Annotated in this window: 20 protein-coding genes and 2 tRNA genes; 13 read left to right on the top strand and 9 right to left on the bottom strand. The window is 63.2% G+C overall.

What is annotated here, in order from left to right; translation table 11 throughout:
- Positions 1 to 13 precede the first annotated feature (13 nt).
- Positions 14 to 1,156 carry a citrate/2-methylcitrate synthase gene (locus tag M2432_RS05620; RefSeq protein ID WP_280825791.1) on the bottom strand — a complete coding sequence of 381 codons (1,143 nt, stop codon included), beginning with the start codon at positions 1,154 to 1,156 and terminating at the stop codon, positions 14 to 16.
- Positions 1,157 to 1,251: 95 nt separating this feature from the next.
- Between M2432_RS05620 and M2432_RS05615 the strand changes: the two genes are divergently transcribed.
- The gene (locus M2432_RS05615; RefSeq protein ID WP_280825790.1) at positions 1,252 to 2,490 is read left to right on the top strand and encodes a citrate synthase; all 1,239 of its coding nucleotides are present in this window, start codon (positions 1,252 to 1,254) and stop codon (positions 2,488 to 2,490) included.
- Between the two features lie 6 nt (positions 2,491 to 2,496).
- Here the strand turns inward: M2432_RS05615 and M2432_RS05610 are convergent, their stop codons facing one another.
- Positions 2,497 to 2,988, bottom strand: a complete 492-nt coding sequence (locus M2432_RS05610) for a metallophosphoesterase (protein ID WP_280825789.1) — start codon at positions 2,986 to 2,988, stop codon at positions 2,497 to 2,499.
- Positions 2,985 to 3,974: a phosphotriesterase-related protein gene (locus M2432_RS05605; protein WP_280825788.1), complete on the bottom strand. Its 990-nt coding sequence runs from the start codon at positions 3,972 to 3,974 to the stop codon at positions 2,985 to 2,987. The genes M2432_RS05610 and M2432_RS05605 overlap by 4 nt, the downstream gene beginning before the upstream one ends.
- 169 nt (positions 3,975 to 4,143) lie before the next feature.
- Between M2432_RS05605 and M2432_RS05600 the strand changes: the two genes are divergently transcribed.
- The 3 genes from M2432_RS05600 (at position 4,144) to M2432_RS05590 (ending at position 8,047) form a co-directional block, all read left to right on the top strand.
- Complete coding sequence (locus tag M2432_RS05600; protein WP_280825787.1) at positions 4,144 to 4,608, top strand: hypothetical protein; 465 nt, start codon at positions 4,144 to 4,146, stop codon at positions 4,606 to 4,608.
- A gap of 179 nt (positions 4,609 to 4,787) precedes the next feature.
- The gene (locus tag M2432_RS05595) at positions 4,788 to 5,186 is read left to right on the top strand and encodes an MmpS family transport accessory protein (RefSeq protein WP_280826154.1); all 399 of its coding nucleotides are present in this window, start codon (positions 4,788 to 4,790) and stop codon (positions 5,184 to 5,186) included.
- Positions 5,183 to 8,047, top strand: a complete 2,865-nt coding sequence (locus M2432_RS05590; RefSeq protein ID WP_280825786.1) for an RND family transporter — start codon at positions 5,183 to 5,185, stop codon at positions 8,045 to 8,047. Before M2432_RS05595 ends, M2432_RS05590 begins: the two co-directional genes overlap by 4 nt.
- 60 nt (positions 8,048 to 8,107) lie before the next feature.
- On the opposite strand, the gene M2432_RS05585 is transcribed toward M2432_RS05590, so the two are convergent.
- A complete protein-coding gene (locus M2432_RS05585) occupies positions 8,108 to 9,757 on the bottom strand; it encodes a thiamine pyrophosphate-binding protein (protein ID WP_280825785.1) in 1,650 nt (549 codons plus the stop codon).
- 145 nt (positions 9,758 to 9,902) lie between these two features.
- Entirely contained in the window at positions 9,903 to 11,678 is a 1,776-nt protein-coding gene (locus M2432_RS05580; protein WP_280825784.1) for an acyl-CoA dehydrogenase, read from the bottom strand.
- A 113-nt stretch (positions 11,679 to 11,791) separates the two neighbouring features.
- On the opposite strand from M2432_RS05580, the gene M2432_RS05575 reads away from it, so the two are divergent.
- From M2432_RS05575 to M2432_RS05555, 5 genes are all read left to right on the top strand, one after another.
- Entirely contained in the window at positions 11,792 to 12,385 is a 594-nt protein-coding gene (locus M2432_RS05575; protein ID WP_280825783.1) for a TetR/AcrR family transcriptional regulator, read from the top strand.
- A gap of 11 nt (positions 12,386 to 12,396) precedes the next feature.
- Positions 12,397 to 13,116: a hypothetical protein gene (locus tag M2432_RS05570; RefSeq protein ID WP_280825782.1), complete on the top strand. Its 720-nt coding sequence runs from the start codon at positions 12,397 to 12,399 to the stop codon at positions 13,114 to 13,116.
- Between the two features lie 231 nt (positions 13,117 to 13,347).
- Positions 13,348 to 13,935 carry a hypothetical protein gene (locus M2432_RS05565; RefSeq protein ID WP_280825781.1) on the top strand — a complete coding sequence of 196 codons (588 nt, stop codon included), beginning with the start codon at positions 13,348 to 13,350 and terminating at the stop codon, positions 13,933 to 13,935.
- Between the two features lie 225 nt (positions 13,936 to 14,160).
- The gene (locus tag M2432_RS05560) at positions 14,161 to 14,844 is read left to right on the top strand and encodes a response regulator transcription factor (protein WP_280825780.1); all 684 of its coding nucleotides are present in this window, start codon (positions 14,161 to 14,163) and stop codon (positions 14,842 to 14,844) included.
- 147 nt (positions 14,845 to 14,991) lie between these two features.
- Positions 14,992 to 15,411, top strand: a complete 420-nt coding sequence (locus M2432_RS05555) for a hypothetical protein (protein ID WP_280825779.1) — start codon at positions 14,992 to 14,994, stop codon at positions 15,409 to 15,411.
- Between the two features lie 216 nt (positions 15,412 to 15,627).
- On the opposite strand, the gene M2432_RS05550 is transcribed toward M2432_RS05555, so the two are convergent.
- On the bottom strand, positions 15,628 to 17,955 hold the full coding sequence (locus M2432_RS05550) for an ATP-binding protein (protein WP_280825778.1): 2,328 nt from the start codon (positions 17,953 to 17,955) through the stop codon (positions 15,628 to 15,630).
- A gap of 316 nt (positions 17,956 to 18,271) precedes the next feature.
- Between M2432_RS05550 and M2432_RS05545 the strand changes: the two genes are divergently transcribed.
- Complete coding sequence (locus tag M2432_RS05545; RefSeq protein ID WP_280825777.1) at positions 18,272 to 20,569, top strand: hypothetical protein; 2,298 nt, start codon at positions 18,272 to 18,274, stop codon at positions 20,567 to 20,569.
- Between the two features lie 825 nt (positions 20,570 to 21,394).
- Here M2432_RS05545 and M2432_RS05540 read toward each other — a convergent pair.
- Positions 21,395 to 21,470: transfer RNA gene (locus M2432_RS05540), tRNA-Arg, on the bottom strand.
- A gap of 25 nt (positions 21,471 to 21,495) precedes the next feature.
- Positions 21,496 to 21,587: transfer RNA gene (locus tag M2432_RS05535), tRNA-Ser, on the bottom strand.
- Between the two features lie 126 nt (positions 21,588 to 21,713).
- On the opposite strand from M2432_RS05535, the gene M2432_RS05530 reads away from it, so the two are divergent.
- Entirely contained in the window at positions 21,714 to 22,778 is a 1,065-nt protein-coding gene (locus M2432_RS05530) for a pyridoxal phosphate-dependent aminotransferase (protein WP_280825776.1), read from the top strand.
- On the opposite strand, the gene M2432_RS05525 is transcribed toward M2432_RS05530, so the two are convergent.
- Positions 22,775 to 23,332, bottom strand: coding sequence for a TIGR03086 family metal-binding protein (locus tag M2432_RS05525; RefSeq protein ID WP_280825775.1), 558 nt, complete (start codon positions 23,330 to 23,332; stop codon positions 22,775 to 22,777). The two genes, M2432_RS05530 and M2432_RS05525, sit on opposite strands and share 4 nt — an antisense overlap.
- Before the next feature lie 44 nt (positions 23,333 to 23,376).
- Between M2432_RS05525 and M2432_RS05520 the strand changes: the two genes are divergently transcribed.
- Together M2432_RS05520 and M2432_RS05515 are read left to right on the top strand one after the other, a co-directional pair.
- Positions 23,377 to 24,219 (top strand): crotonase/enoyl-CoA hydratase family protein, encoded by an 843-nt coding sequence (locus M2432_RS05520; RefSeq protein ID WP_280825774.1) that lies wholly within the window; start codon positions 23,377 to 23,379, stop codon positions 24,217 to 24,219.
- Between the two features lie 7 nt (positions 24,220 to 24,226).
- Positions 24,227 to 25,129, top strand: a complete 903-nt coding sequence (locus M2432_RS05515) for an undecaprenyl-diphosphate phosphatase (RefSeq protein WP_280826153.1) — start codon at positions 24,227 to 24,229, stop codon at positions 25,127 to 25,129.
- The last annotated feature ends 135 nt before the right edge of the window (positions 25,130 to 25,264 follow it).

Below are 25,264 nucleotides of genomic sequence, written 5' to 3'. Positions count from 1 at the left end.
CAAAGTAGTCAGTTCAGGTGGCTGGGCGCATCGGCTCAGGTCCAACGTACCGCGCCCTGGGCCGGATGATCTTGCGGCCGCGGGCCTGCTCCAGGATGTGCGCCGACCACCCCACCACGCGACTGACCGCGAAGGTCGGGGTGAACATGCTGCGCGGGACTCCACACAGTTCCATCACGACGCCGGCGTAGAACTCCACGTTGGCGCGCAGTTCGCGGTCATGTCGCCGCTGCGCAAGCACCGCGGTCACGTCTCGCTCGACCCGCACTGCGCGGTCGGCCAACCCGCCACCGAGCCCGACCGCGATGGACTTGAGCAGCTCGGCCCGCGGGTCGGCAGTGCGGTAAACCGCGTGGCCGAAGCCCATGATCCGTTCCCCACGATCCAGTGCAGCATTCGCCCAGTCCGACGCATGGGCCGGATCACCGATAGCGTCCAACGCATCGAGGGCACGGTCGGGCGCACCGCCGTGCAGGGGCCCGGAGAACGAGCCCAGCGCAGCGCAGATGGCTGAAGCCACATCCGCACCGGTCGACGCGACCACTCGGGCGGTGAACGTCGATGCGTTGAATCCGTGGTCGATGGTGCTGATCAGGTACTGCTCGATCGCTCGGGCGTGCTCGGCTGCGGGTCGACGTCCGGTCAGCAGGTACAACCAGTTGGCCGCGGCGGGCATCTTAGGATCAGGTTCGACCGGGTCCAGCCCTTCTCGGATGCGGTGCAGCGCAGCCAGGATGGTCGGCGTCATGGCCGCCAGGCGTAACGCGTCACGACGCCGGGCGTCCTCATCGGTATCCCAGACCGGCCGCAGGTCAGTGGCCGCAGCCACCGCCGACAACACCGTGCGCAGGCCGGCCAACGGGTGCTCCTCAGCGCCGGCCAGTGCGACCATACGCAGCATCGCGGTGACATCAGCCGGGATATCGCGCAGGCTGGCGGCGTGCGCGGCGAATTCGGCGGCCTCAGCGGCCGACGGCAGCCGGCCGTACAGGAAAAGGAACCACACCTCCTCGAAGCTGCGGCTGGTGGCCAGCTCGACGGCCGAATAGGGCCCGTAGTGGTAGAAGCCCTCGTCTCCACGGACGTCACCGATCGCAGTGTCGGCGGCCACGATGTTGGCCAGTCCCGGTGCGGCTTCTATCAGTGTGTCAGCCATTGACCTCAGCTCCTATCTTTCAGCAGTACAACCACATTCGGCCGAACATTGACTATCGTCAATGTTGATTCGATCAATATGCAACCGAGGCTGCCATGACACCACCCGGACGTCACACCCGCCGATGGCCGACGGCCATCGAACACGACGGGCACGACTACCTGACCACCGCCCAAGTGGCGAAGGTGCTTGGAGTCAAACCCGAGTCGGTGTACGCCTACGTCAGCCGCGGCCGGTTGACCAGCGTCCGGATCGCGGGAGTTCGCGGCAGCCTGTTCTCGGTCAACGAGGTGGAATCCTTGACCCGAGAGGGCGTTCGGTCGCGCCCACCGGCCGGCGTGGTGGAACGGATCCGAACCCAGATCACCTCACTGTCCGGCGACGAATTGCGTTACCGCGGACAGCTGGCCACCGAGCTGGTGTCAACCGACTTCCTGGACGTAGCTCGATTGTTGTGGGATCACGATGCCCCACAACAGCCTTCGCCTATCGGGGCTGACACCGCCGCGCGACTGAATGCCATGCTGCCGGCCAATGCCACCCTCCTGGACACAGTCCGCATCGCAGTCGACCTGGCCGGGGCAGCAGACCGGTTGCGGTACCAACAAACGCGGCCGGAGGTAGCCATCAAGGCCATGCAGATCCTGCAAGCCGTTGCCACCGCCTTGCCGCCGGCGGCGAAAACCGTTGCACCGGAAGAGGGATCGTACGCAAAGCAGCTGTGGCCCAAGCTTTCTCCACTTGCCCCAACACACCGTCGCGTGGCAGCCCTCAATGCCGCACTGGTCCTGCTGGCCGATCATGACCTGGCGGCCAGCACCGTCGCAGTACGTGTTGCCGCCAGCGCTCGAGCCGGCGTCTACTCAGTTGTCGCCGCGGGCCTGGCCGCCCTCGACGGCCCACTGCACGGTGGCGCGGCCACTGCCGCCTATCGTTATCTCCTAGGTGCCCTTGATGATCCGGAGCGCGCAGTGGCCGAGAGCCTCCGCGCTGGAGAGCGTATTCCAGGTGCCGGGCATCGGGTCTACCGCGATCACGACCCACGCGCAGTGGCGCTACTTGGACTGCTGGAAACCGCCGGCGGTGGTGATCGCGTCCGGGCCGCCGTAGACATCATCGGGGCGACGATCACCGGCACCAAGGCCAGACTCATCAACTCCGATATGGCGCTGGCCGCCATGGCGTTGCAGTTCCGGATGCCGGCCGACGCACCCGAGGCCATCTTCGGCATCGCACGCATCGCCGGCTGGGTCGCGCACGCCCTCGAGGAGTACGAAGAGCCGATGCTTCGCTTCCGACCCGAGGGCGTCTACGTCGGCAAGCGTTCGGGCTAGCCGAAGTCAGAGCTCGTGCAACACCACGTCAGAAAGCACTCCACCGTCAACCGTCGCCATCATGTAAGTACAGTTCGGTTGACGTCGACGGTCGGTGGGCGAGCCTGGATTGAGTAACCGCAGGCCGCTCGCTGCGGTGCTGTCCCACGGAATGTGACTGTGCCCGAACACCAGAACGTCGGTGTCGTGGTACAACTGCGCCATCCGAGCGTCGCGGCCGGCCGCAGCACCGGTCTCATGGGTAACGGTGAATCGCACCCCACCGAGCGTGACGTCGGCCCGCTCGGGCAACCTGGCCCGCAGGTCCGCTCCGTCGTTGTTGCCCCAGCAGGCGACCAGCCGCTCGGCCCGCCGTTCCAGTTCGTCGAGCAGTGCAACATCCACCCAGTCACCGGCATGTAGCACCACGTCGGCGTGCGCCACGGCATTCCAAACCTGGGCCGGCAGGTCGCGCGCTCGTTTGGGTACGTGGGTGTCAGAGATCAGCAGCACCTTCACCTGAGTTCTCCGGAGAAGTACCGCCGCGGGTTGTCCACCAGCATGGTGGTGATCTGCTCATCGGTGACACCACATTCGCGTAGTGCAGGCAACACGTCGTCGCTGATGTGGGTGAAGTTCCAGTTGGGCATACCAACCAGCTTGCCCTCATGCGAGAACCAGTCGATGAAACACGATGCGTCATGGGACAACACCATCTTCTCCGCGTAGCCCCGTCGCGCCAGCTCGGCCACGGTGTCGACTCGTTGCTCGAACGGCAACAACACATCCAGTCCGAACCGATCCATGCCCAGATAGGAACCAGCATCGGCAAGTGCGCACAGATACTCGAGATCGGTGCTGTCTCCGGAGTGCCCGATCACCACCTTGGTCAAATCCACGCCTTCCTCGCCGAGCACCCGCTGCGCGACCAGCCCGGACTTGCTGTGCACGTCGGTGTGTACCGTGATCGGTGCGCCGGTGTCGACATGTGTTTGTCCCACCGCCCGCATCACCCGCTCCACGCCGGGCGTCAGACCCTGGTGCTCAATGGCGCACTTGAGGAAGGCGGCCTTGACCCCGGTGTCGGCAATGCCCTCACGGATATCACGCGTGAACAGTTCAACCATGGGTTCGGGATAGTCGAACCGCAGACCGGGCCCAGTGCGGTGAAACTGGAAAGGCACGTCGTTGTACGTGTAGATCCCAGTGGCGACAACGATGTTGATGTCGACCTGCTGATTGATCCGTTGGATGCGAGGCAGATAGCGGCCCAGCCCGATCACCGTGGGGTCGACGATGGTGTCGATTCCGCGCGACTTACATTGGCGCAGTTGGGCTATCGCGTCGGCGACCCGGGTCTCCTCGTCCCACGGAGACGGATAGTCGGGGTAATTCTGCCGAATCTCGTCGCCTAGGACGAAGACGTGCTCGTGCATGAGAGTGGCACCGAGGTCGGCAACGGAAACCGGGCCCTTGACGGTATGAACGAGCTGATCTCGTGGCATCTCGAACGCCTCCTCAATGCAAGTGTTACCTAGATCACTGTGCGATAGGCTAATTCAGCTCGATTCTCCGTCGGGTATCAACTGGATTGACACAGGGGTCTGGAAGCCAGTTAGCTAGTTGGCGTCTCGAGAAGCACTCGGCACGGACGCTAGCGCGAAGGAGCGACGCATGGGGTGGAATTTTCTCGGCACCGACTGGCACCTGTTCGGCGACCTGGCAGACCTCGCCGTCATCGCGTTGTTGGTGTTCGGCGCCGTCGTGTTCTTCTACCTTCGGCGCCTTCGGAATCAGCCGCAGCTGCCCGTCGCCGAAGGCATCCGAGCGAAGCAGACGGTGCTGGGGAAGGTCCGCAAAGGCGAACCGATGACCGAGGAAGAGCTGGCCTTCGCCACCCAAACGATCAACAACCAGCGGACGCTCATGGCGTTCAGCATGCCGGCAGCGATCTTTTCCCTCGGCTGCTTCTACGTCCTCGGCAGCCTGGAACAACTACACGGCTCCACCCCGTCGGAGCGCACGTTCCTGGGGGTCATCGCCATGCTGTCGTCCATCAATGTCATGGCCCAGATTTTCCGGACGGTCAAACTCAAAAAACGGCTGTCGCAGGTTTCCCTAGTGAAACCTGCGAGTTAGCTGAGTGTATTTACCTCACCCTTTACCGCACCTCGTTGCCTCAAACCGCGGCAGCGCGGGATGGCTGATAGTGTTTACGCCGCACCATCTCAACCTAGTTGATATACAGGGTCCGCATATCGAAAGGTGATCGAGTGAGCTCTCCCTCTACTGGCAGAAAAATCCTGGCACGAGCCTGGATGCCAGTGGTCGCGCTCATTGCGATCGGCGTCGGTGTGCTGTGCATGTGGAAAGTTCACGAGTTCTCCGAACCGGGACCGGTCCTATCCGTCAACCCGCCACAGGCCCCGCCAGAGTTCACCCCCAAAACGCTCACCTACGAGGTGTTCGGCACTGTCGGTTCTGGAGGCATCCTGTCCTACGTCGATATCAGCGGCCACCCGCACTCGGTCGATCTGAGCGAACTGCCGTGGTCGCACACCGAAACCACCACCCTCACCGTGGTCTCCGGCAGCATCTCAGTGCAGGTGCACGGCGGTAGTGTCGGTTGCCGGATGAAGGTCAATGACGTTGTGCGCGACGAACAGTCAGACGAGCACGGCGATGCCGACGTCACCTGCCGGGTGAAGTCCGCATGAGTGAGCCCACTACCGCCCCGATCGTTCGCCCCGCTCACGGCACGACCAAGCGCCCCTTCTTCGCCAGAACCGTTCGCTACCTGGCTGTCCCGATCATTATCGTCTGGGCCTTGCTGGCGGTGGTCACCAATACCTTTGTGCCGAAGATCGAAGACGTCGCCGAGGAACTCGCCGGTCCGATGGTTCCGACGTATGCGCCGTCCCAGGTAGCGATGCTGACCATCGGCCATGTGTTCCACGAGTCCACTTCGACCAGCCTGACCATGCTGGTATTGGAAGCCGACCGGGGCCTCTCCGAACAGGATCGCGATTATTACAACGGCCTGGTGCGCACGCTCAAGGCCGATACCGAACACGTGCAGTACGTCATGGACACCTGGGGCAAGCCGATCACCGCGGCTGGCGCGCAGAGTCTGGACGGCAAGGCCTCGTACGTGCTCCTGCGACTAGCCGGTGACATCGGCCAGATGCAGGCCAACGATTCGGTCAACGCGGTTCGGCACATCGTCGACACCTCCAATCCCCCTGCAGGACTGAAGGTTTACGTCAGCGGAGCAGCCCCATTGGCCGCTGACACTCTGCTGGTGGCGAACTCCAGCCTGAACAACATCACCATCGCCACCATCTTCCTGATCATCTTCATGCTGCTGATGGTGTATCGCTCCGTCACCAACATGCTGGTGCCACTGTTCGACGTGCTGATCCTGATGCTGGCCGCCAAGGGAGTCATCGCGGCCCTCGGACACTACGGAGTGATCCCGTTGTCGTCCTTCGCAGCCAACATGGTCATCTCACTGACCCTAGGCGCCGGCACCGACTACGGCATATTCCTGATCGGCCGATATCACGAGGCCCGGTTGAACGGCGAGAGTCGTGAGGACGCGTATTACACCGCGTACAAAGGTGTTTCGCATGTCATCATCGGCTCCGGTCTGACCATCGCCGGTGCCTGCGCATGCCTGACCTTCGCCCGACTGAACTACTTCCACACCATGGGACCGGCCGTGGCGGTCAGCATGCTGCTGACAATCTGCGGCGCACTGACCATCGGTCCGGCACTGCTCAGCGCCGGCAGCCTGTTCGGGTTGTTCGACCCGAAGCAAGCGGTCAGGGCCACTCTGTACCGACGCATCGGCACCGCCGTCGTACGCTGGCCGGTGCCGATTCTGGTGGCCAGTGTCGCCATTGTGTCGGTCGGTGCGGTGTTCGTGCCGACCTACCAGGTCAGCTACGACGACCGTACGTATCAGCCACCGAATGCCCCAGCCAACCTGGGTTTCCAAGCTGCCGACCGGCATTTCCCGCGGAGCAAGCTGTTCAGCGAAATGCTGATGGTCGAGTCCGATCACGACATGCGTAACTCGGCGGACTTCATCTCACTGGACCGCGTGGCCAAGGCATTGATCCGACTGCCCGGCGTGGCCATGGTGCAGAACATCACCCGACCTATGGGCCGGGCCCTCGAACACGCTTCCGTCCCTTACCTTTTCACCACCCAAGGTGGCGGAAACGGTCAACAGCTTCCCTTCAGTGAGCACAACAACGCCAACACCGAGAAGCAGGCCAAGATCACTGCGCACAGCATCCAGGTGCTGGAGAAGACGGCCGACCTGACCCAGAAGTTGGCCGACGAGTTGCACTCCACGGTGCTGACCTTGGAAGACATGCAGCAGGTCACCGAAGACATGCGCGACGCCGTCGCCAATCTCGATGACTTCATGCGCCCGCTCCGTGCGTACTTCTATTGGGAACCACACTGCTACGACATCCCCGTGTGCTGGTCATTCCGGTCCCTGTTCGAAGTGATCGACAAGGTCGATGACCTAGCCGCCGACATCAAGAACGCGGTCGGCTCCCTGCAGGTGGTGGACAGTCTGATGCCACAGATGGTGGCCTTGCTCAGACAAACCGTGGCCGACAATCAGAGCCTGCTGGCTTTGATCGTGAACAACTACGGCCCCACGGACATTCAGAACAAGAACACCGACCAGACGTTCGACGACATGATCAACGTCGGTAATGACTTCGATGCGTCGCGCAGTGATGACTTCTTCTACATCCCGCGTGAGGCCTTCGACAACGACGACATCAAAACCGGTATGGCACTGATGATGTCGCCAGACGGCCATGCCGCGCGGTTCATCGTCACCCACGAAGGCAACGCCATGGGGCCCGAAGGCATCGAGCACGTCAAGCAGTTCCCAGACGCCATCAAGATTGCGCTGAAGGAAACCTCGCTGGCCGGATCGAAGATCTACATCGGTGGGTCAGGGTCCAACAATCGGGACATCCAGACCTACGCCAAGAACGACCTGATGATCGCCGCGATCGCGGCCTTCGTGCTGATCTTCCTGATCATGATGGTGATCACGCGTTCTCTGGTGGCGGCCTTGGTGATTCCAGGGACGGTGGCATTCTCGTACGCCGGGGCGTTCGGCTTGTCGGTACTCATCTGGCAGCACCTGATCGGTCTGCACCTGCACTGGTTGATTTTGCCGCTGACCTTCATTGTGTTGGTGGCCGTCGGCTCGGACTACAACCTGCTGCTGGTGGCCCGCCTCAAAGAAGAGTTGGACGCCGGCCTGAACACCGGGCTGATCCGCGCGCTGGGCAGTACCGGTGGCGTGGTGACGTCAGCCGGGTTGGTGTTCGCGTTCACCATGTTGGCCATGCTCTCCAGCGATCTGAGGACCATCGGCCAGATGGGTTCGACGGTGTGCATCGGCCTGCTGCTCGACACCCTGGTGGTGCGCTCGTTCATCGTGCCATGCCTGGTCCGCCTGCTGGGTCCGTGGTTCTGGTGGCCGACGTTCGTGCGGCAGCGCCCGCTGCAGCCGTACAAGCCGGGAGTGATGGTCTAGTCGTAGGGAGGGGGCCATTCACAGCCGTCGCCGCAAAACCTTGGCGTAGCAACCGTTGTCCTACTTGATGTTGTAGAACGACTCAACATTTTCGTGCAGCTTCTCATACATCGGCGGCGCCTCGTCGGCACCGGTGATGACCTCGACATAGGCAGCGCCATCGGCCTTCGCGGCTGACTTCAGTGCGTCGTCGAGTTCACCGCAGGTGGCCGCACGCGCGGTGAACCACCCCTGACAGCCCATGGCGTGCGGAAGCGCGGCGTAGTTCCATGCTGCGATGTCGTTGTAGGCCAACTCCATGTCCTTGCACAGCATCCGCTCACTGAGGTAGCCGGAGTTGTTGAGCACGAAGATGATTGGGCGTAGCCCGCGGCGACCGAACTGGCCAAGCTCCTGGGCGGTCATCTGGTGTGAGCCCTCACCGGTGATCAGGATCAGCCGACGATCCGGCGCACCGACCGCAGCGCCGAAAGCCGCCGGCGTGGCCCAGCCGATCGATGCCCACAGGGTCTGATTGTGGAACTGCGCACCCTTGGGCAAGCGCGCGAAAGTCAAACCCAGCGAGGCGGTTCCGGTGTCAGTGATGATCACGTCATCAGGACGGAAGAAGTTCGCCCAACGCGGGTAGAGCGCGTCGGCAGTGATCAGGTCGTCTGCTTCGCCGACGATTGGCCCGAGTGTCTCGGGCGTAATAGCCGGCCGCTCAGCATGTTTGGTGACGCGCTCGGACAGTTGCGCAAGGATGTCGGACATCTCGACATTGCGGTACGTCGTGCCGCCGACCGTGGTCCGGTGGTGACCGATGGTGATCACCTTGCTCGGGTCCAACCGAACGGTGTGTCCGGCGGTGTTGCCATCGGTCAGCATCGCGCCGAGCATCACCACCGCATCGCACGATTCGACGAACGCGCGCACCGGTTCACCCATCAGCCGACCGGTGTACATGCCGATGTAGTTGGGATGGTCCTCACCGAGCACCGACTTATCCGCAAACATCGTCGCGAAGGGCAGGCCCGACGCGTCGACGAATCCTACTGCGGCCGCCTGCAGGCCTAGACGCCTCAACAGCACTCCGGGCAGCACACATGCCTGACCGGCATCGGCCAGCACGGCCAGCACCGCCTCGGTCGCCGCAGTCAACGACGTGGGATCACTTACCGGCGGACTCGCCGATGACGCCGCCGCCAGCACCGGCATGTCCGCTACGTCGCTCGGGATCGCCATGTAGACGGGGCGTCGGTGGTAGAGCGCGGCAGCGATCAGCCGTTCGGTCTCGGCGGCCACGTTCTGCGCAGTGATGGTCGCGCTCGCGCACACGACGGGCTCGGCCATCCGGTGGAACAGGTCGAATTCGCCGTTGCCCAGCGTGTGGTGCACCAGCGCCCGGCCCTCCTGCGTCGGCAGGTTGGGCGCGCCCACCAGATGGACTACCGCGAGATGCTCGGCATATGAACCGGCGATCCCACTCATTGCGGCCAGTTCACCCACCCCGTAGGTGGTACACAGTGTCGCCACGCCACGCGTGCGGGCATAACCGTCAGCGGCGTAGGCGGCATTGAGCTCGTTGCAACATCCGATCCAATTGATCGCCGGATGCTCGGCTATCGCGTCATTGACCGGAAACGCATAGTCCCCGGCCACTCCGAAGACGTCGTCGACGCCAATCTCGTTGAGCCGCTTCAAGATGTACTTAATGACGGTTTCCGCCATAACGTCACCTGCATTCGGGTTAGCCAAAGCCCAGTGAGACGAGGACTACACGTAGTATCGCCCCGTTATGCGGCGTCAACCATCCTGCGTTGGCAATTCACAGGCTGTTTTCAGCGATCGGTTGACGCGGGTTCCCGGCATCGGGCTAGAACCAATCGGGGTGTGCGTCGACTGTGGTGCGATCCAGGCTGGCCAGTAGATCCAACTGGGTCGTCACCTTTGGCAACTCGTAGCGGTAAAAGTACTGGGCGGCAGCACGTTTGCCGTCATAGAAGTTTCCGGTGTGGGGACCGACTGCGATCAGTTGTTCGAGCCAAATCCAGGCCATGACGATGTGGCCGGCCGCCTCCAGGTAGGCAGTCGAATTAGCCAGCGTGGTGGCGGCATCACCGGCTGCCCAGACAGCGGAGGTGACCTCGACCAGCCGCTCCATCTGGCTCTGCAGATCACGCGCGTAGGCGGCGGTGGCCTCGGATTGCAGTGCAGTCTGGACGGTTTCGCCGATTCGGCGGTGCAGCAGTTTCAATCCGGCGCCGTCCTGCATGACGACCTTGCGCCCGAGCAGATCCAGGCCATGGATGCCGTGGGTGCCTTCGTGAATGGCGTTGAGCCGGTTGTCCCGGTAGAACTGCTCGACGTCGAATTCCTTGGTGTATCCGTAACCACCGTGGATCTGGATTGCGAGATTGTTGGCTTCCAGGCACCACTGCGACGGCCAACTCTTGGCGATCGGAGTGAGGACCTCCAACATCAGCTCTGCTTCGTCGCGGTCCGCGCCCGTGTTGATCCGGGCCTCATCGACCAGCCGTGCACAGTACAGTCCCAGCGCCAATGCACCTTCCACATAAGACTTTTGGGCCAGCAGCATGCGCTTGACGTCGGCGTGTTCGATGATCGCAACCTGCGAACGTGACGGGTTCTTATCACCGACAGGACGCCCCTGGGTGCGCACCTTGGCGTATTCCAACGACGCCAGGTAGCCGGCGTAACCGGTTGCGGTGGCTGCGAACCCGACGGCCACCCGGGCCTCGTTCATCATGTGGAACATGTAGGCAAGGCCGCGGTGTTCTTCCCCTACCAGGTATCCGACCGCGCCCGGTTCATCGGTGGGCTGGTGCGAACCGTCACCGAAGTTGAGTAGAGCGTTGGTGGTGCCGTGGTTGCCCATCTTGTGGTTGAGGCTGACCAGCGCGACGTCGTTGCGGGTGCCGTCGGGCAGGAACTTCGGCACGATGAACAGCGAGATGCCTTTGACGCCGGTGCCGCCGCCGGGCACCTTGGCCAGGACCAGGTGCACGATGTTCTCCGAGATTTCGTGGTCCCCGCCGGTGATCCACATCTTGGTGCCGGTGATGCGGTAGGTCCCGTCGGCGGCCTGCGATGCCTTGGTGGTGATGTCGGCGAGGGATGAGCCGGCTTCCGGCTCGGACAGGCACATGGTGCCGAAGTACCGGCCTTCGAGCATGGGGCGGACCCAGGAGTCGATCTGTTCGTCGGTGCCGTACTCGGTGAGCAGGTTGGCGTTGCCGACCGTGAGGAACGCGTATGCGATGGTGGCAGGGTTGGCGGCGCGGAAGAACGCCATCGAGGCCTGCGACACGACGGTGGGCAGTTGCATGCCTCCGACTCGCTCGTCGAACGAGCTGGCGGTCAGTCCCGCCGCATTGAAATCGTCCAGCGCCTGCTTGATCTCGTTGATCAGCACAACCCGGCCCTGCTCGTCTAGGGTCGGCTCGTTCTGGTCGGCCTTCTTACGGTGTGGGGCAAAGCGTTTCGTGGCAATCTCGTCGCTCAGATCCAGCACCGCGTCGAACGTATCGCGGGAGTGCTCCGAGAAATGCTCGTGCTTGGTGAGCTTGTCGACGTCGAGCCACTCGTACAGCAAGAAGTCCACATCGCGTCGAGACATGAAATCAGCCACTTCGGGGCCCGCCCTTCCGGTCGACAAAAATTAGCAATCGCTAATTTTGTTAGCGATTGCTAATATCGCTTATCGGCAGCATTCTGTCAACCCGCGTGTACGATCCCGTTGACATGGGAACCGACCGGACTACCGATTCGGCCGCAGCCGAACGCATCCGGCGGGCGGCCATCGAGGCGTTCGCGGAGTCCGGCTACGGCGGTACCTCGACCCGCCAAATCGCCAAACGCCTGGACATGAGTGCGACGGCGATGTACCCGCACTACCGCTCCAAAGAAGAGTTGCTCTACGCCATCGCCCTGGAAGGGCATGGCAGCCTGCTGGCAACGCTGCGCACAACCGACGACGCCTCCGCACCGTGCACCGAGCGTTTTCACAATGTCGTGGCGGCCTTCGCCACCTGGCACGCAGAGAACAGCAAGCAAGCTCGAGTGGTGCAATACGAATTACACGGCCTGACATCCGCCCACTACCGCATCATCGCCCCACTACGGCACCAGGTGACCGCCGTCATCGCCGGCATCGTCGAAAGCGGTATGGAGACTGGGGAATTCGTCGTTGATAACCTCGACGATACTGTGATGGCGATTTCCTCGCTGTGTGTGGACGTATGCCGATGGTTCCCGTCACGTACCCATCGCGACCCGCACAAGCTCGGGGAAATCTACGCACGGGTGGCTGAGCGACTGGTGCGCATCTCCACCTAAATGCCGGCCAAATGCCCGCCAAATCGTTCCGTCCACGCGAACCCGGCGGTAACGTCAGCCTGGAGATGACCGGACCATCGATCGCAGCGCGCATCGTGAGCGCCATTGGCCTGACCATGTGCACACTCCACGCTGCACCGGCTGTCCGAGCAGACGTCCCGACATTCCCGGACTTCAGCGCTTACACACCGGTCGACATCAAGGACTACGCAGTCGAGGAAACCAGCCCAGGACACACCAACATATTCACCCGGTTCCGCACCCCCGACGACCTCGCCTGCGGCTTCAACAGCGGCGGTACGACGGCCGGTTGCAACTTCACCAAATACCATGGCATTCCGCCGATTCCGATGCAGTGGAGCGAAGGCACCGGCTTCAAACAACGCGACGGCCTGTACAGCATCGATACCAACAGCCGGCTACGGGCCCTCAACGAATCCCCGCCTGACGCAAGCGCATTGAAGACCCTGCCTCCCATGCACTCCATCACCGTGAACTCCACCACCTGCGGAGTTGACGATTCGGGCACGACGGCCTGTGTCGATGGCCAAGGGCAGGCATTCATGCTGTCGCCGCAGTGGTCCGGTTGGCTGCCACATGTGACGCCGGCTCAACCGCTCACCGCGCCCCCGATCAAGTGCACTGCGTCCGGCGACCTCACGACCTGTCGCGATGGCGACCACGGATTCACATTCTCCGCGACCAAACCCGGTACGTACCACCAGTTCTGAGAATCAGCGTGGGTGGCCCGTGCCATCACTTTGGTTCGGCTCAGCGGACCGCTGCGATCGTCATATGTTCGGATGAATCCCGTCCGAACCGACAGCAGCCAGAATGCGCCGGTCCTACGCTGGCGCGGCACTAGCCGTGCCCTCGGTTCCTTGCGCATCCTCCTTACCGATACCGCACCCAGGTTGGACCCGCCGCGAGGTGCGTGCCGAGGTGGAAAGAGGGGAATTTCAATGGGCGTACTTATCGGCGTCGCGTTCTGGGCAGGGATCGGCTACCTCTTCTACCGGCGCTTCAAGCGACAGTGGAACCGCAACCGGACGCCCGGCCAGAAATTCGAGTTGGCTCCGGCGAGTGCGGTGGCGATCTTGGGTGTAATCGCCATTATCCCCGGACTGTGGATCTTGCGGGTCGAGGGGTGGACGGAGACGTGGTCAACCAACCTCCGGACCGGGCAGACGACCACCACCAGCACAGCCGGATCGCAATTCGCAAAGGCCGCAATATACTTCGCGATCGGCTTTGGTCTTATGTTTGCAGCCAAGATGCTGGCGCAGAGGCAGGTACCGTGGCCCCCGGCCATACTGGAGCAGTTCGAACGACTCGGACTGATCTCACCCAAACCTGCGAATCCGACTCCGACGGCGAGTGGCCCCTCCGCGGCTGGAGCCCAGGGTCTACCGCAGTTCAACACACCCCCTGGATGGCCGACACAGCCACACGGCTGGACGCCACCGCAGGGTTGGGCTCCCGACCCCGCATGGCCGCCTGCCCCCGAAGGCTGGCAGTTCTGGTCGGCCGAGCGAGGACGGGCAAATTGACTGTTTCGCAGTCATTGCAGATCGCGCATCTGTCTGTCGTGTTACCTCGGCTGGCAGCCTCCGCCGACACCTTCACCACACATTTGCCACACCCGCCCATCAATTACCCAGCAGTTTCACAGAGCGTTCACCGTTAGCACTGTTTCAGCGGCTCCGGCACGGTACCGTTTCGCGACGAAACAATGATGCCGAACTTTGTAACGCTCACTAGAGGTTGCCAGAGGGATGATAGTGACTGCTGAGAATGCGTCGCCGTCCGCAATTCGGGCGGCGATCATCGATGACCACGATGTTGTTCATGCCGGGGTCCAGGCGTGGTGCGCCCACGCCGACCCAGCCATCGAGTTCGTGGGGAACTACCTTGACCCAGCCGAATTCGTCCAGCACCATCCTTCATCAGCCCACGACGTCGACGTAGTCCTATTCGACCTGCAGATCGACGGCAACAAGCCAGAGTTCGAGGCATTGAAGGACCTCTGTGCGGCCGGATACCGAGTCATCATTTTTTCCCACATCAACTCCGACGAGGTGATTCTGCACTGCCTTGATCTCGGTGCGATCACTTATCTCGTCAAATCCGAGGGACGTGCGCATCTGATAGAAGCCATCCAATCCGCATCCTCCGCTACGCCTTACCTGGGCCCGCGCATGGCCCGCGCGCTGCTCAATGACGACGACACCCGGCGACCTAACCTCTCCGTGCGCGAAAAGGAAGTGCTGGTCGCCTGGTTCCAAACGGAGAGCAAAGATTTGGTCGGCAAGCGTCTATTCATTGCGCCCAGCACTGTGCGTACCCACTTGCAGCGGGCACGTGCGAAGTACGCCGCGGTCGGTCGCTCAGCACCGACGAAATCCGCGCTACTTGCGCGGGCGATCGAGGACGGCATCCTCAGCCTGTCTGACCTGTAGCCGCCATCGGTTGCTCACCGGGACGCAATCGCACAAAGCAGCCAGCATCCGCCGATCGGGCGACAGACCCGGCGGCACAAACCGCGTAGCCTGCTAATCAGTCACCACAGGAGCCGCGGACATTCCCATCGACGACCGGAGGGCTGGATGCAGGAGCCTTCCGCTGTGCGCGCGACGCTTCGGGCGCACACATGCATTGAGCCTGACCGGATCGCGCATCTGGCACGCGATGTAAGCCATACGATCATCAAAGGCCTGCGGGTTAAGTTCATCCAGTTCGATGGCGCCATCCCCGGCCAGCTTCTGTTTTCGGTGCGGACGCGGCTCCCGCGCACCGAACTCATGTCGTTCACCGTTGAAATCACCCGCACCGAAAGCGGTTTCACGCTCATCAACGCGCACATCTGCAGTCCTGCGGTGAACCGGCCAGCGCTGTCCGACGCCGAGGAGACCGGCCAGAGCCCAGGTTATGCGGTGTACAAGCACTACACGCAGGAACTGGCTGCCGCGCTGGCCAGGTTCGATCCGCTGAGCACCGCGATCCTCGTCGAGACGAATGGCTTGTGAACCTCGAAACCATGGTGTGGATTGCCGTTGCGCTTGGCATTGCGACCCTGACGATTTGGGGCAATGTCGAGTTCTGGAGACTAACCCATCGGCGGAGTCCGCATCGAAACGATATGTCTGCCTTCAGCGACACCATCGATCACTACGAGTCACGGCCGCTGATCCATCCGGACGGGTTGGCAGCCTGCCGCCATGCCCCAGACGGCGCATCGAAGATTAGGGATTGCTGACGACCTTGTCGTAGTCCGATTGATGCTCGACTATCAGCCAGACGGTCTCATCCATGGTGACCAATTCCGCCCTTGTGCCACAAAAGATCTGGTCAACAACGGCATCTGTGTCCGCGATCCCCCGGCACACCACACTCAAACTCACTACATCACCTGTAGCACTGACCACCACATGCGCGGCGGCCATCGGTACGCGCATGAGCCGTTGCAACGGACCCACCAGGTCGTTGACTGCCACCTCGTCGATGTCCGGCAGTTCACCGCTGACGTCCACCGTCACATCAATGCCACAAGCCTCGGCATCATCGACCGTCGAGCGGACGCACCGCAGCAGCGGGTGTGCGAAAGTCTTGCTCTGATCGAAAAGCGCTCGCAGCCGGCGTGATTCGATTCGCGCTCGGCGCTGCAGCACAGAACTGACCGGGCCACCGAGGCAGAGCTCTCTCAACAACGGGATTACGTTGTCCACCAAGCTGGCGTACCGCCGTTGGTAGTCGTCGGCAACCGCGCGGGCTACCCGAGCATCCACCACCAGCTTCTTGTTCGCTTCCACCACGGCATGGACTTCGCGGCCTGCTTCGCGCATCAAACCGTCGAACGCCAACGCAAACAGTTGAACACCCAGAATGCTGGCGGTACCGAGACCGACGTTCGCCACCGAAGCGGTCACTGGGTTAACCACCACCTCTATGAACCCACCGACCACCCAGAACCAGATCAAGACCCCCGCCGCCCGGCGGACCGACATCGTCAGCGCCAAAGGGAAGACGCACCAACCGATTCCGGCCTGCACCCAGTCCACCTGGGTTCCCAGCTTCTGTTCACCCAGCAATGTTGGCTGCACAAGCACCACCGCGAGTGCGGCGGCCAGAAGAAACCACACCGGTATCCGCGCACCCGTCCAGAGTGCCGGAACTGCCACCAGCGGACACACCGCGGCCACCAAGGCCAGCGCTATCTGCACACCCGGGGCGCCCGTGCTGCCGACCGCATACGGCACTGTGGTGAGCAGGTTGACAACCGCGTACGCGGCGATCACGGACGCGTAGATTAAACGGACCCGTTCTATGAACCGGTCCGGATCAATGTGTGCAGGCGCGTCTGGCTCAGGCACCCTGTCAAACCAGCACAATTCGACGCGGGTCCCCGCCCCCGGCGCCGACACGACGACCGCCCCACCGCCGAAGCGTTCCATCCTTTCGGTCATGGAGTTGGCGATGCCGTGGCCGGTGCGTGCCACAGTGGTGTCGAAACCAGTCCCGTCATCGCTGACGATCACGCGATCGGCTGCTACCTCGATGCACGCTGTGGTGGCATTGGCATGGCGGTCGACATTGTTCAGCGCCTCTCGGGCCGAGGCGACCACGGCCTGACCGATCTCACCCGGTACCCACACTCGGTCACGTCCGCCGAACCGCACCGGAGTACGCACATGCGCCACCGCATCGCGCAGCACGGACACCAACTCTGTGCGTTGCGGTGCGGGCTGCCAAGGCTTCTCGTCCAGCAAGGTCAGATCTCTGCGGGCCTGCGCGGCCAGACGCTGCGGCGACACCATGACACCCTGACCCACCATCAACAGGGTCGAGGCCGCGGTGTCGTGCAGTAGCGCAAGCTGCTCCCGTTCGAACGCCCTCACTGCCGCGTCAATCTGCCGATCTGCCTCTGCGGCCTCACGCACTTCCCGGGCCCGATCGGCGGCCGCTGCGATCCGTAACAACATGAAGCGGATCAGGGACGAGGTCAGCCACTGCAGACCGAAGTAATACACCGCCAGCACCGACCCGACGTGGGCCCACCCGATCACTCCCGACAGACCCACCGCATACGAGGCAGCGATCGCGGCTGTCACCGGCAAGCTGATCCGCATCGGCAGTGAAACTGCGAACCCGATCACCGCCGTACCCGCGACCGCCTGCGGAACACTGTTGGTCCAATAGAAGCCCGGATCCGATGTCAGCAGCGGGATGCCCAAACAGATCGCCAGCGTGCCACAGACATCGATGGCGGTCGGCACTGGCGACTGCGACCGGCGCACCAGTCGGTGCAGCGACCATCCGATGGTTGCGAACATCAAAGCCGCCCCACCCGGTCGCATCCCAGTGGACAACTGGGTCAAAGCGATCGCGGCGACACCGACGTTCACCGTATGCCGCATCAGGAGCCCGACCGTACCTGCACGACGTAGCAGGTGCCGTTGGGATGCTGCGTCGACGTAGGACTCGAATATGGCAACGCCCGCTGACTGGTCCGGCTTCTCGATACCGAGCAGGTCTCGCGGCGGGTGCGCCGTGGTCGCAGGGCGCGATCGCACGGCCTTCACCCTCGTCGTCATGCCTGCCTTCGACATCGGAACACACTGCCGGGTAGCCACCACGGTGTGTGGTCGACGCCGTCCGCTTTTGCTCTGTACCGCGGATTTTATGGCGCCGCCCTCGGTGATCCAATAGCCGCGTTGTCCGTCGAACGGATGACTCTGGAGCTGGCCCATCGCGGCTATACTGCGCCATCATCTGGCCGAATATATTCATTCGGTCGGCCTACGTCGTACGTCCTACGCTGGCGATACCTTCGAGGCTCCTGGCGCAGGCACCGCCGTCCGCATCGCGAGATTGACAGCATGAGGAGTGATGGACAGAGGTACCGTCGGCAACGACACCGCACCTAGCGGAGCTCACGTCCTCAGCATCGGTGAAGGTGTTTCACGGCATCAGCTTGAGCGGCATGTCGGTCTGGCCAGTTTGGCGGTGCGTCACACCACCAGCTTGGTGGTCGCACTCGTCTGCTTCTTCGACAACGGGCTGGTCTGGCCCTCCGCCGGCCAAATGCTGCTCGCCGCACTCGGCATGTGGTCCCTATACCGGCTAGCAACACGGTCATTGCTGTGGCAGTTCACCGCCGCCGATGTCTGCTGGGTGTTCGGCGTCGCCGGCGGCACGTGGCTGCTGATCGGCAACGCCGCGTCGTACATGAGTCCGAGCGCCCCCGCCGTGATCACGTCGGTGGCGGTGGCCACGCTCGGGGTGCAGTTGCGTCCGCTGGCGGCATTTCCGACTGCGGCCGGCATCGTCATCGCCTACATCTGCAGCTCCGCTCACGTGATCGGGTGGCACCGGATCGGGCACGTCTTCGACCTCGCCAACGTAATCGCCAGTGCCGTGGTGGCCATTCTCGTCCGGATCATGATCACCCGCATCGCCGACACCGTCGACCAGGTGCGCGCCGAACGTCAAGCCGCCGAGGTGGCACGCAGCGTCACGGCGGCAAGGCGCGACTTTGATCGTGAACAGCTCGCCCTCCTTCATGACACCGCGGCAGCCACGTTGCTGATGGTCGGCCAGAATGCCGCCATACCGGCGGAACGACTCGCCGCGCAGGCGGCACGGGACCTGGAAATACTGCGACGCCCGCAGTCAGCCTCATCGACGATCCCTATCAATATCGTCGATGTGCTGCGCGCCGAAACGGCACACCTTACGACCAAGGTTCGATTCACTGGGGCCAATGCCGTCTACTTGCGCGGACCGCTGGCCACAGCGGTGGTGGCGGCCGCACGCGAAGTCACCAACAACGTGGACCGCCACGCCGACGCGACCCTCATCAGTATCGATGTCCAGCCCGACCGAGTGGTGATCGCCGACAACGGGATCGGCTTCACGCCGGGCGCCGGATTGGGTGGGCACGGCATCCGGGCGTCCGTGAAGGGCCGCATGACCCGTGCTGGCGGCACGGGATCGGTACGCTCCGCCCCCGCCGAAGGCACCGTCGCTGAACTGTCTTGGCCGGTGCCGGATCATGGCACCACGGTCGAGAGCTTCGAGCCTGGCCGAATGATCTGGAAGCTCCGCGGAATCTTCAAAATCGCGCTGATGACCTACGCAATCCTGAATCTGGTCGCCGCAGTGCCGCCTCTGGCGTCCTATGCGCAGTACTCGGTAACGCAGGGTGTACTCGCCGGACTCAGCGCGCTGTGTGCCCTGACAGCGGTGCCCGCCGCGATTTGGGGTGAACGGCGCGCAGCACGGGTTGCCGCGCTTGTCCTGGCCGTCATCGCGGTACTCCAGCCAACGTTGTTGACCGCATCCGAGTTGACCATGGACACGAACTGGTCGCAGGGCACCATCGGCTTCTGTCTCTTGCCCTTGCTCCTTCAAGCGCGAACAACCCGGGCCGCCTCAGCTTTGTGTATGTATTGGGCGGTGCCGGCTGCGCTCTTGCTGATTCGCGATTCCTCGGCAGCGATGCTGCTCTTTCTGGGGCTCAGCTTGGCCGGCGGCTTATTACCACAGCTGTTCGCTTCATTGCTCAGCACCTGGGCCTTCCGTGCGGCGCGCATGGCCCGCGTTGAGAACCACGCATGCATGGAAGTCCTGACCGCCGAACGAGTAGCTGACGCGATCCAGACTGATTACGTCAGGCGCTATGCCCAGCTCATGACTACCGTCGAACCACTCTTGGTCATGATCAGCCGCAAGGAGCCAGTCACCCCGGAGATCCGCCGGCAGGCACGCGCCGAATCCCGAAGGTTGCGAACTCTTTTCGACAAGTTACAGGCCGATCATCCGCTTCTATTCGAAATCCGCACGGTCGTGGAATCGGCCGAAGATCGGGGCGTGGAGGTCGAACTGCACTTCAGTAAAGCGCTCCCCGACCTTGACCCTGCCGAAGTCGATCACATCACCTGCGCGGTCGCAGACCTCGTCGCGGCGGCGACCATGACGGCGCGAGTTGTCATTGAGAGCTACGGCGACGAGATCAGTATCAGTGTGGTGTGCGAGGTTTCACCCGAAGACGCCGGCCGCGAGTTCCACTCCGGCGACGACGTCGCCGTGGTCTGGTCGGGACTGACCGCGTGGATGACCATGCGTCACCGGGTGACCAGCGCCGATCAGGACCACACCAGGTCCGGTGCGATGGCTCAGACCTGAGCTCACAACAAACACTCGTTTGTCAGTGACATAACCAGTGCGAGATCGTCTGTATCGCAACGAAACTCACCACAGCCGACCGCATGCGAGTGGCCGGCCATGTGGCGTCCTCAGCGCAGCTGGGACTTGGCCGGGAGAACCGGCGCGGTAGCGGGACCGCTAGTGCTTCGGACACAGGATCGCAATCACACACGTCGAATTCGGCTTCGGTGCGAGAGCGGGTGCCTGGGCGGGCGAAGGATCCTCTGCCGGAGCCTGCTTGAACAACCGCGGCACTTTAATGATCGGCAGCTTAACTGGCGGGGGCGGCGGCGCCTCCACCGGCGGAGCCTCCACCGGGCGCCTGCTTGACCACGGGCGGAGCCTTGACAATCGGGTGTTCGAAGGGTGCCGGACTTATGCGTGGCCCACACCGGCAATGCGATTCAATCCACCGCCGGGATGGAAGGTGCCCTCGGCTGACTGGACGCCGAAAGCGAATTGGCGACCGGACCCGAGCTGGCCACCCCCACCACCCGGTTGGCAGTTCTGGATCACCGCATCGGCGCCCACGTCTGCATCCTCCTTCCGCACCCCCACCGGCTGCGACGAGTACAGCGCGCCGGTTTTCCGCAGGCACCACCTACACCGAGTCCGGACCCAGCCAAGCGAAATGACTGTTGGCGTTGCCGTGCCACCTACGTGTAAAAGCACGTTTGTTGGCGGCTGACTGTTGGGCTAAAGCTGCTGGAAAAATTTGCTGGTAGCAAAATGACAGCAAAGTGGAAGACTTTCGACCCGGATACGATTTCAGGCCAGAAGCTTTTAGCCTCTGGCCTGCAATTATGGTGCGCCCGAAGGGATTCGAACCCCTAACCTTCTGATCCGTAGTCAGATGCTCTATCCGTTGAGCTACGGGCGCCAGCACGTACAGCTATTAAGTTATGTGGCGGAGGCGAGAGGATTTGAACCTCCGGTCCCCGGTAAGGGGGACAACTCATTAGCAGTGAGTCCCATTCGGCCGCTCTGGCACGCCTCCTGAACGATCCGAGGGTACCGGATTCTAGAACCCCGGAACCGCCGAGGGGATACGGTACACAAGCAACACCGTCAAAGGCAAAGCGCGACGCCAGGGCATATGCGGCCGACCCCTAAACTGTCCCGGGTGACCGCCCGTCTGCGCCCCGAAATGGCCGATCTGCCCGCCTACACCCCGGGCCGCACCGTCCCCGGTGCGATCAAGATCGCCAGCAACGAGACCGTCGACGGTCCGCTACCCAGCGTGCGCGAGGCAATCGTCAAGGCCACCGATACCATCAACCGCTACCCCGACAACGGCTACCGCGCCCTGCGTGAGCGCCTGGCCGCCTACGTCGGCTTCACCCCTGAACAAATTTCGGTCGGCTGCGGGTCGGTGAGCCTGTGCCAACAGCTAATCCAGATCACCTCTTCGGTCGGCGACGAAGTGATGTTCGGCTGGCGCAGCTTCGAGGTCTACCCGCTGCAGGTCCGTACCGCGGGCGCAACACCAGTGCCGGTCCCATTAAAGGACCACACCCACGACCCCGATGCCATGGCGGACGCGATCACCGATCGCACCCGGCTGATCTTCGTCTGCAACCCCAACAACCCGACCTCGACGGTGGTGGACCCGGCCAAGCTCGCCGAGTTCGTCGCCAAGGTGCCGCCGCACATTCTGGTGGTGCTGGACGAAGCCTACGTCGAATACATCCGCGACGGCCTGCTGCCGGACAGCCTGGCCCTGGTCCGGGCGTACCCGAACGTGGTCGTGCTGCGCACGTTCTCCAAGGCCTACGGGCTGGCCGGCCTGCGGATCGGGTACGCCGTCGCGCACGAGGACATCGTCACGGCACTTGGCAAGGTGTACGTGCCGTTCACCGCGACCAGCGTCAGCCAGGCCGCGGCGATCGCCTGCCTGGACGCCGCCGACGAACTGCTGGCCCGCACCGACGCCGTTGCCGCCGAGCGTGCCCGGGTCAGCCGGGCCCTGCGCGACGCCGGCTACGAGCTGCCCGACTCGCAAGCCAACTTTGTCTGGCTGCCGCTCGGCCCGGACGGCACCGACGACTTCGTCGACGCGGCCGCGGACAACAAGCTGCTGGTGCGCCCCTACGGGCAGGACGGGGTACGGGTCACCGTCACCGTGCCTGCTGAGAACGACGTATTCCTGGAGTTCGCCAGGGGCTGGATCGCGACCCGGACCGGCTAGACCAGAGCCTGTCGGCCGGTGAATGCGATCAGCTGCTCCATGGGGCTCGCGCCGATCAGAATCTCGAGGGGCTCATCGAACCCGACCGCCGGCCTGACTTCCGGTGTCACTATGACTCGGCACCGCTCGAGCGAGTAGTCGGCCAGGTCGTCGGGCACCTGCAGTTGCAGCCCGAGCGCTGACGCGTAGTCCCACGCGTGCACCAGCAATTCCAGCGACAAGATGCCCGCGACGATATTGGCGGGCAGTTCGGTCGGCCCCATCGTGATGGTCCCCTCCAGACCACGCCGCTTCCAGGCGGCTAGGGTCGGCAATGAAGCATCCGAAATCTGTTGTGCAACAGGTGCATTGACATCACGTTTGGGACTTTCGGCACCGGCAGCCCCGCCGAGCATGGAGATCGAGTTCAGCAGGTGATCGGTCAGCCCTGCGACATCGAACTTGGTACATGGGGTCTGCCGGGACAGGTCTTCCGGCCCGACCTGCTTCAGCACGCCGAGCAGCACGGCAAGGCTCTGCTCAGCGCTTTCTATCTCGTCGGCTGGCGTCGTCATGGTGGTCACGCTACGCCGAAGGTCACCGGCTAATCTTGCGGTTCATGGGCGAATCCTCCGAATCCCACGGAACCTATGAATCCCTCACCGTCGAGGTCGACGGACACGTTGCACAAGTCACGCTGACCGGCCCCGGCAAGGGCAACGCCATGGGCCCAGCGTTCTGGGCTGAGCTTCCGGTGGCCTTCGAGGCGCTGGACGCCGACCCGAATGTTCGTGCCATCGTGCTGGCCGGCTCGGGCAAGAACTTCAGCTACGGCCTGGACCTGGCGGCCATGGGCGGCACCCTGACGCCGATGATGGCCGACGGCGCGCTGGCCAAGGAACGCACCGACTTCCACACCAAGCTGCGGACCATGCAGCAGTCGATCACGGCGGTCGCCGACTGCCGCACCCCCGTCATCGCATCGGTCGCCGGCTGGTGCATCGGCGGCGGCGTCGACCTGATCTCCGCGGTCGACATCCGCTACGCCAGCGCCGACGCCAAGTTCTCGGTGCGCGAGGTCAAGCTGGCCATCGTCGCCGACGTGGGCTCGCTGGCACGGCTGCCGCTGATCCTGTCCGACGGGCACCTCCGCGAATTGGCATTGACGGGCAAGGATATTGATGCAGCGCGAGCCGAGAAGATCGGTCTGGTGAACGACGTCTTCGCCGACGCCGACGCCGCGTTGGCCGCCGCTCATGAGACCGCACGCGAGATCGCCGCCAATCCGCCGCTGGTGGTGCGCGGTGTCAAGGACGTGCTCGACGAGCAGCGCACCGCCGGGGTATCGGCGAGCCTGCGTTACGTCGCAGCCTGGAACTCAGCATTCATTGCATCGAAGGACCTGACCGAGGGCATCACCGCGATGTTCGCCAAGCGCCCGCCCGAATTCAAGGGCGAGTAGGAGCCGAATCACCTTGAGCCTCAACTACATTGAAGCTGTCGTCGTCGGCGCTTTTCAGGGCGTCACAGAGCTGTTCCCGGTGTCCAGCCTGGGCCACTCCATCCTGATCCCGGCACTCGTCGGCGGGCGGTGGGCCACCGATCTGGACATGACGGCCGATAAGTCCCCGTACCTGGCGTTCCTGGTCGCGGTGCACGTCGCGACCGCCCTTGCGCTGCTGGCATTCTTCTGGCGGGACTGGGTCGCGGTGATTGGCGGACTGTTCACCTCGATCAAGAACCGGCGGATCAGCACCTCGAGCGAACGCCTGGCCTGGCTGCTGGTCCTGTCCACCATCCCGGTCGGCATCGCCGGCCTGTTGCTGGACCACGCGCTGCGAACGACGCTGGGTAAGCCGGTTCCGGCGGCGGCGTTCCTGGCCATCAACGGCGTGATTCTCTATGTGGGCGAACGACTTCGGCGTCGCTCGGCCTCAGCGGTACCGGCTTCGGCGCCGTCGGAGGGGCTCAACGAATCCGACGAACGACTGGCCCGCCTGCCATTCCTCGAAGGCATGGGAATCGGCGCGGCCCAGATTCTGGCGCTGTTCCCGGGCATCAGCCGCTCCGGCACGACTATGGTGGCCGGCGTGCTGCGCGGCCTGTCGCACGAAGATGCGGCACGATTCTCGTTCCTGTTGGCCACGCCGGTGATCCTGGCCGCTGGGGCCCTGAAGATTCCTGAGTTGTTCGGGCCTGCGGGCCAGGGCATCGGCGGACAGGTCATAGCCGGCAGCGTCGCGGCCTTTATCGCCGCGTACCTGGCGGTGCGATTCCTAGTGAAGTACTTCGAGACCCGCACCCTGACGCCGTTCGCGATCTACTGCGCGCTTGCCGGCCTGGGCAGCCTGGCCTGGTTGACGCTGCACTAAGCAGCTCTCACGAATGTGAGGGTTGCGTACCGAAATCGACGGCGGGTTCAAGGGATCGATGCAACACCCCTTCTGATTGAGGAGTGTTGTGGGTTCTCGACCGGGTTTGCGTGCGCGGATGCGGACGTTTTGGAT

It is taken from the genome of Mycobacterium sp. OTB74 (genome assembly GCF_029892685.1).
Classification (GTDB): Bacteria; Actinomycetota; Actinomycetes; order Mycobacteriales; family Mycobacteriaceae; genus Mycobacterium.
The sequence above is the reverse complement of the archived record's forward strand: the minus strand, read 5'-3'. Positions and strand labels throughout refer to the sequence as shown.

Excerpts from the sequence above, each read along its gene's own strand:
- M2432_RS05520 (WP_280825774.1), top strand. The coding sequence starts at position 23,377 with ATGGGCGAATCCTCCGAATCCCACGGAACCTATGAATCCCTCACCGTC.
- M2432_RS05525 (WP_280825775.1), bottom strand. The coding sequence starts at position 23,332 with ATGACGACGCCAGCCGACGAGATAGAAAGCGCTGAGCAGAGCCTTGCC.
- M2432_RS05545 (WP_280825777.1), top strand. The coding sequence starts at position 18,272 with ATGGACAGAGGTACCGTCGGCAACGACACCGCACCTAGCGGAGCTCAC.
- M2432_RS05575 (WP_280825783.1), top strand. The coding sequence starts at position 11,792 with ATGGGAACCGACCGGACTACCGATTCGGCCGCAGCCGAACGCATCCGG.
- M2432_RS05595 (WP_280826154.1), top strand. The coding sequence starts at position 4,788 with ATGCCAGTGGTCGCGCTCATTGCGATCGGCGTCGGTGTGCTGTGCATG.
- M2432_RS05555 (WP_280825779.1), top strand. The coding sequence starts at position 14,992 with ATGCAGGAGCCTTCCGCTGTGCGCGCGACGCTTCGGGCGCACACATGC.
- M2432_RS05570 (WP_280825782.1), top strand. The coding sequence starts at position 12,397 with ATGCCCGCCAAATCGTTCCGTCCACGCGAACCCGGCGGTAACGTCAGC.
- M2432_RS05600 (WP_280825787.1), top strand. The coding sequence starts at position 4,144 with ATGGGGTGGAATTTTCTCGGCACCGACTGGCACCTGTTCGGCGACCTG.
- M2432_RS05590 (WP_280825786.1), top strand. The coding sequence starts at position 5,183 with ATGAGTGAGCCCACTACCGCCCCGATCGTTCGCCCCGCTCACGGCACG.
- M2432_RS05620 (WP_280825791.1), bottom strand. The coding sequence starts at position 1,156 with ATGGCTGACACACTGATAGAAGCCGCACCGGGACTGGCCAACATCGTG.
- M2432_RS05605 (WP_280825788.1), bottom strand. The coding sequence starts at position 3,974 with ATGCCACGAGATCAGCTCGTTCATACCGTCAAGGGCCCGGTTTCCGTT.
- M2432_RS05565 (WP_280825781.1), top strand. The coding sequence starts at position 13,348 with ATGGGCGTACTTATCGGCGTCGCGTTCTGGGCAGGGATCGGCTACCTC.
- M2432_RS05615 (WP_280825790.1), top strand. The coding sequence starts at position 1,252 with ATGACACCACCCGGACGTCACACCCGCCGATGGCCGACGGCCATCGAA.
- M2432_RS05560 (WP_280825780.1), top strand. The coding sequence starts at position 14,161 with ATGATAGTGACTGCTGAGAATGCGTCGCCGTCCGCAATTCGGGCGGCG.
- M2432_RS05585 (WP_280825785.1), bottom strand. The coding sequence starts at position 9,757 with ATGGCGGAAACCGTCATTAAGTACATCTTGAAGCGGCTCAACGAGATT.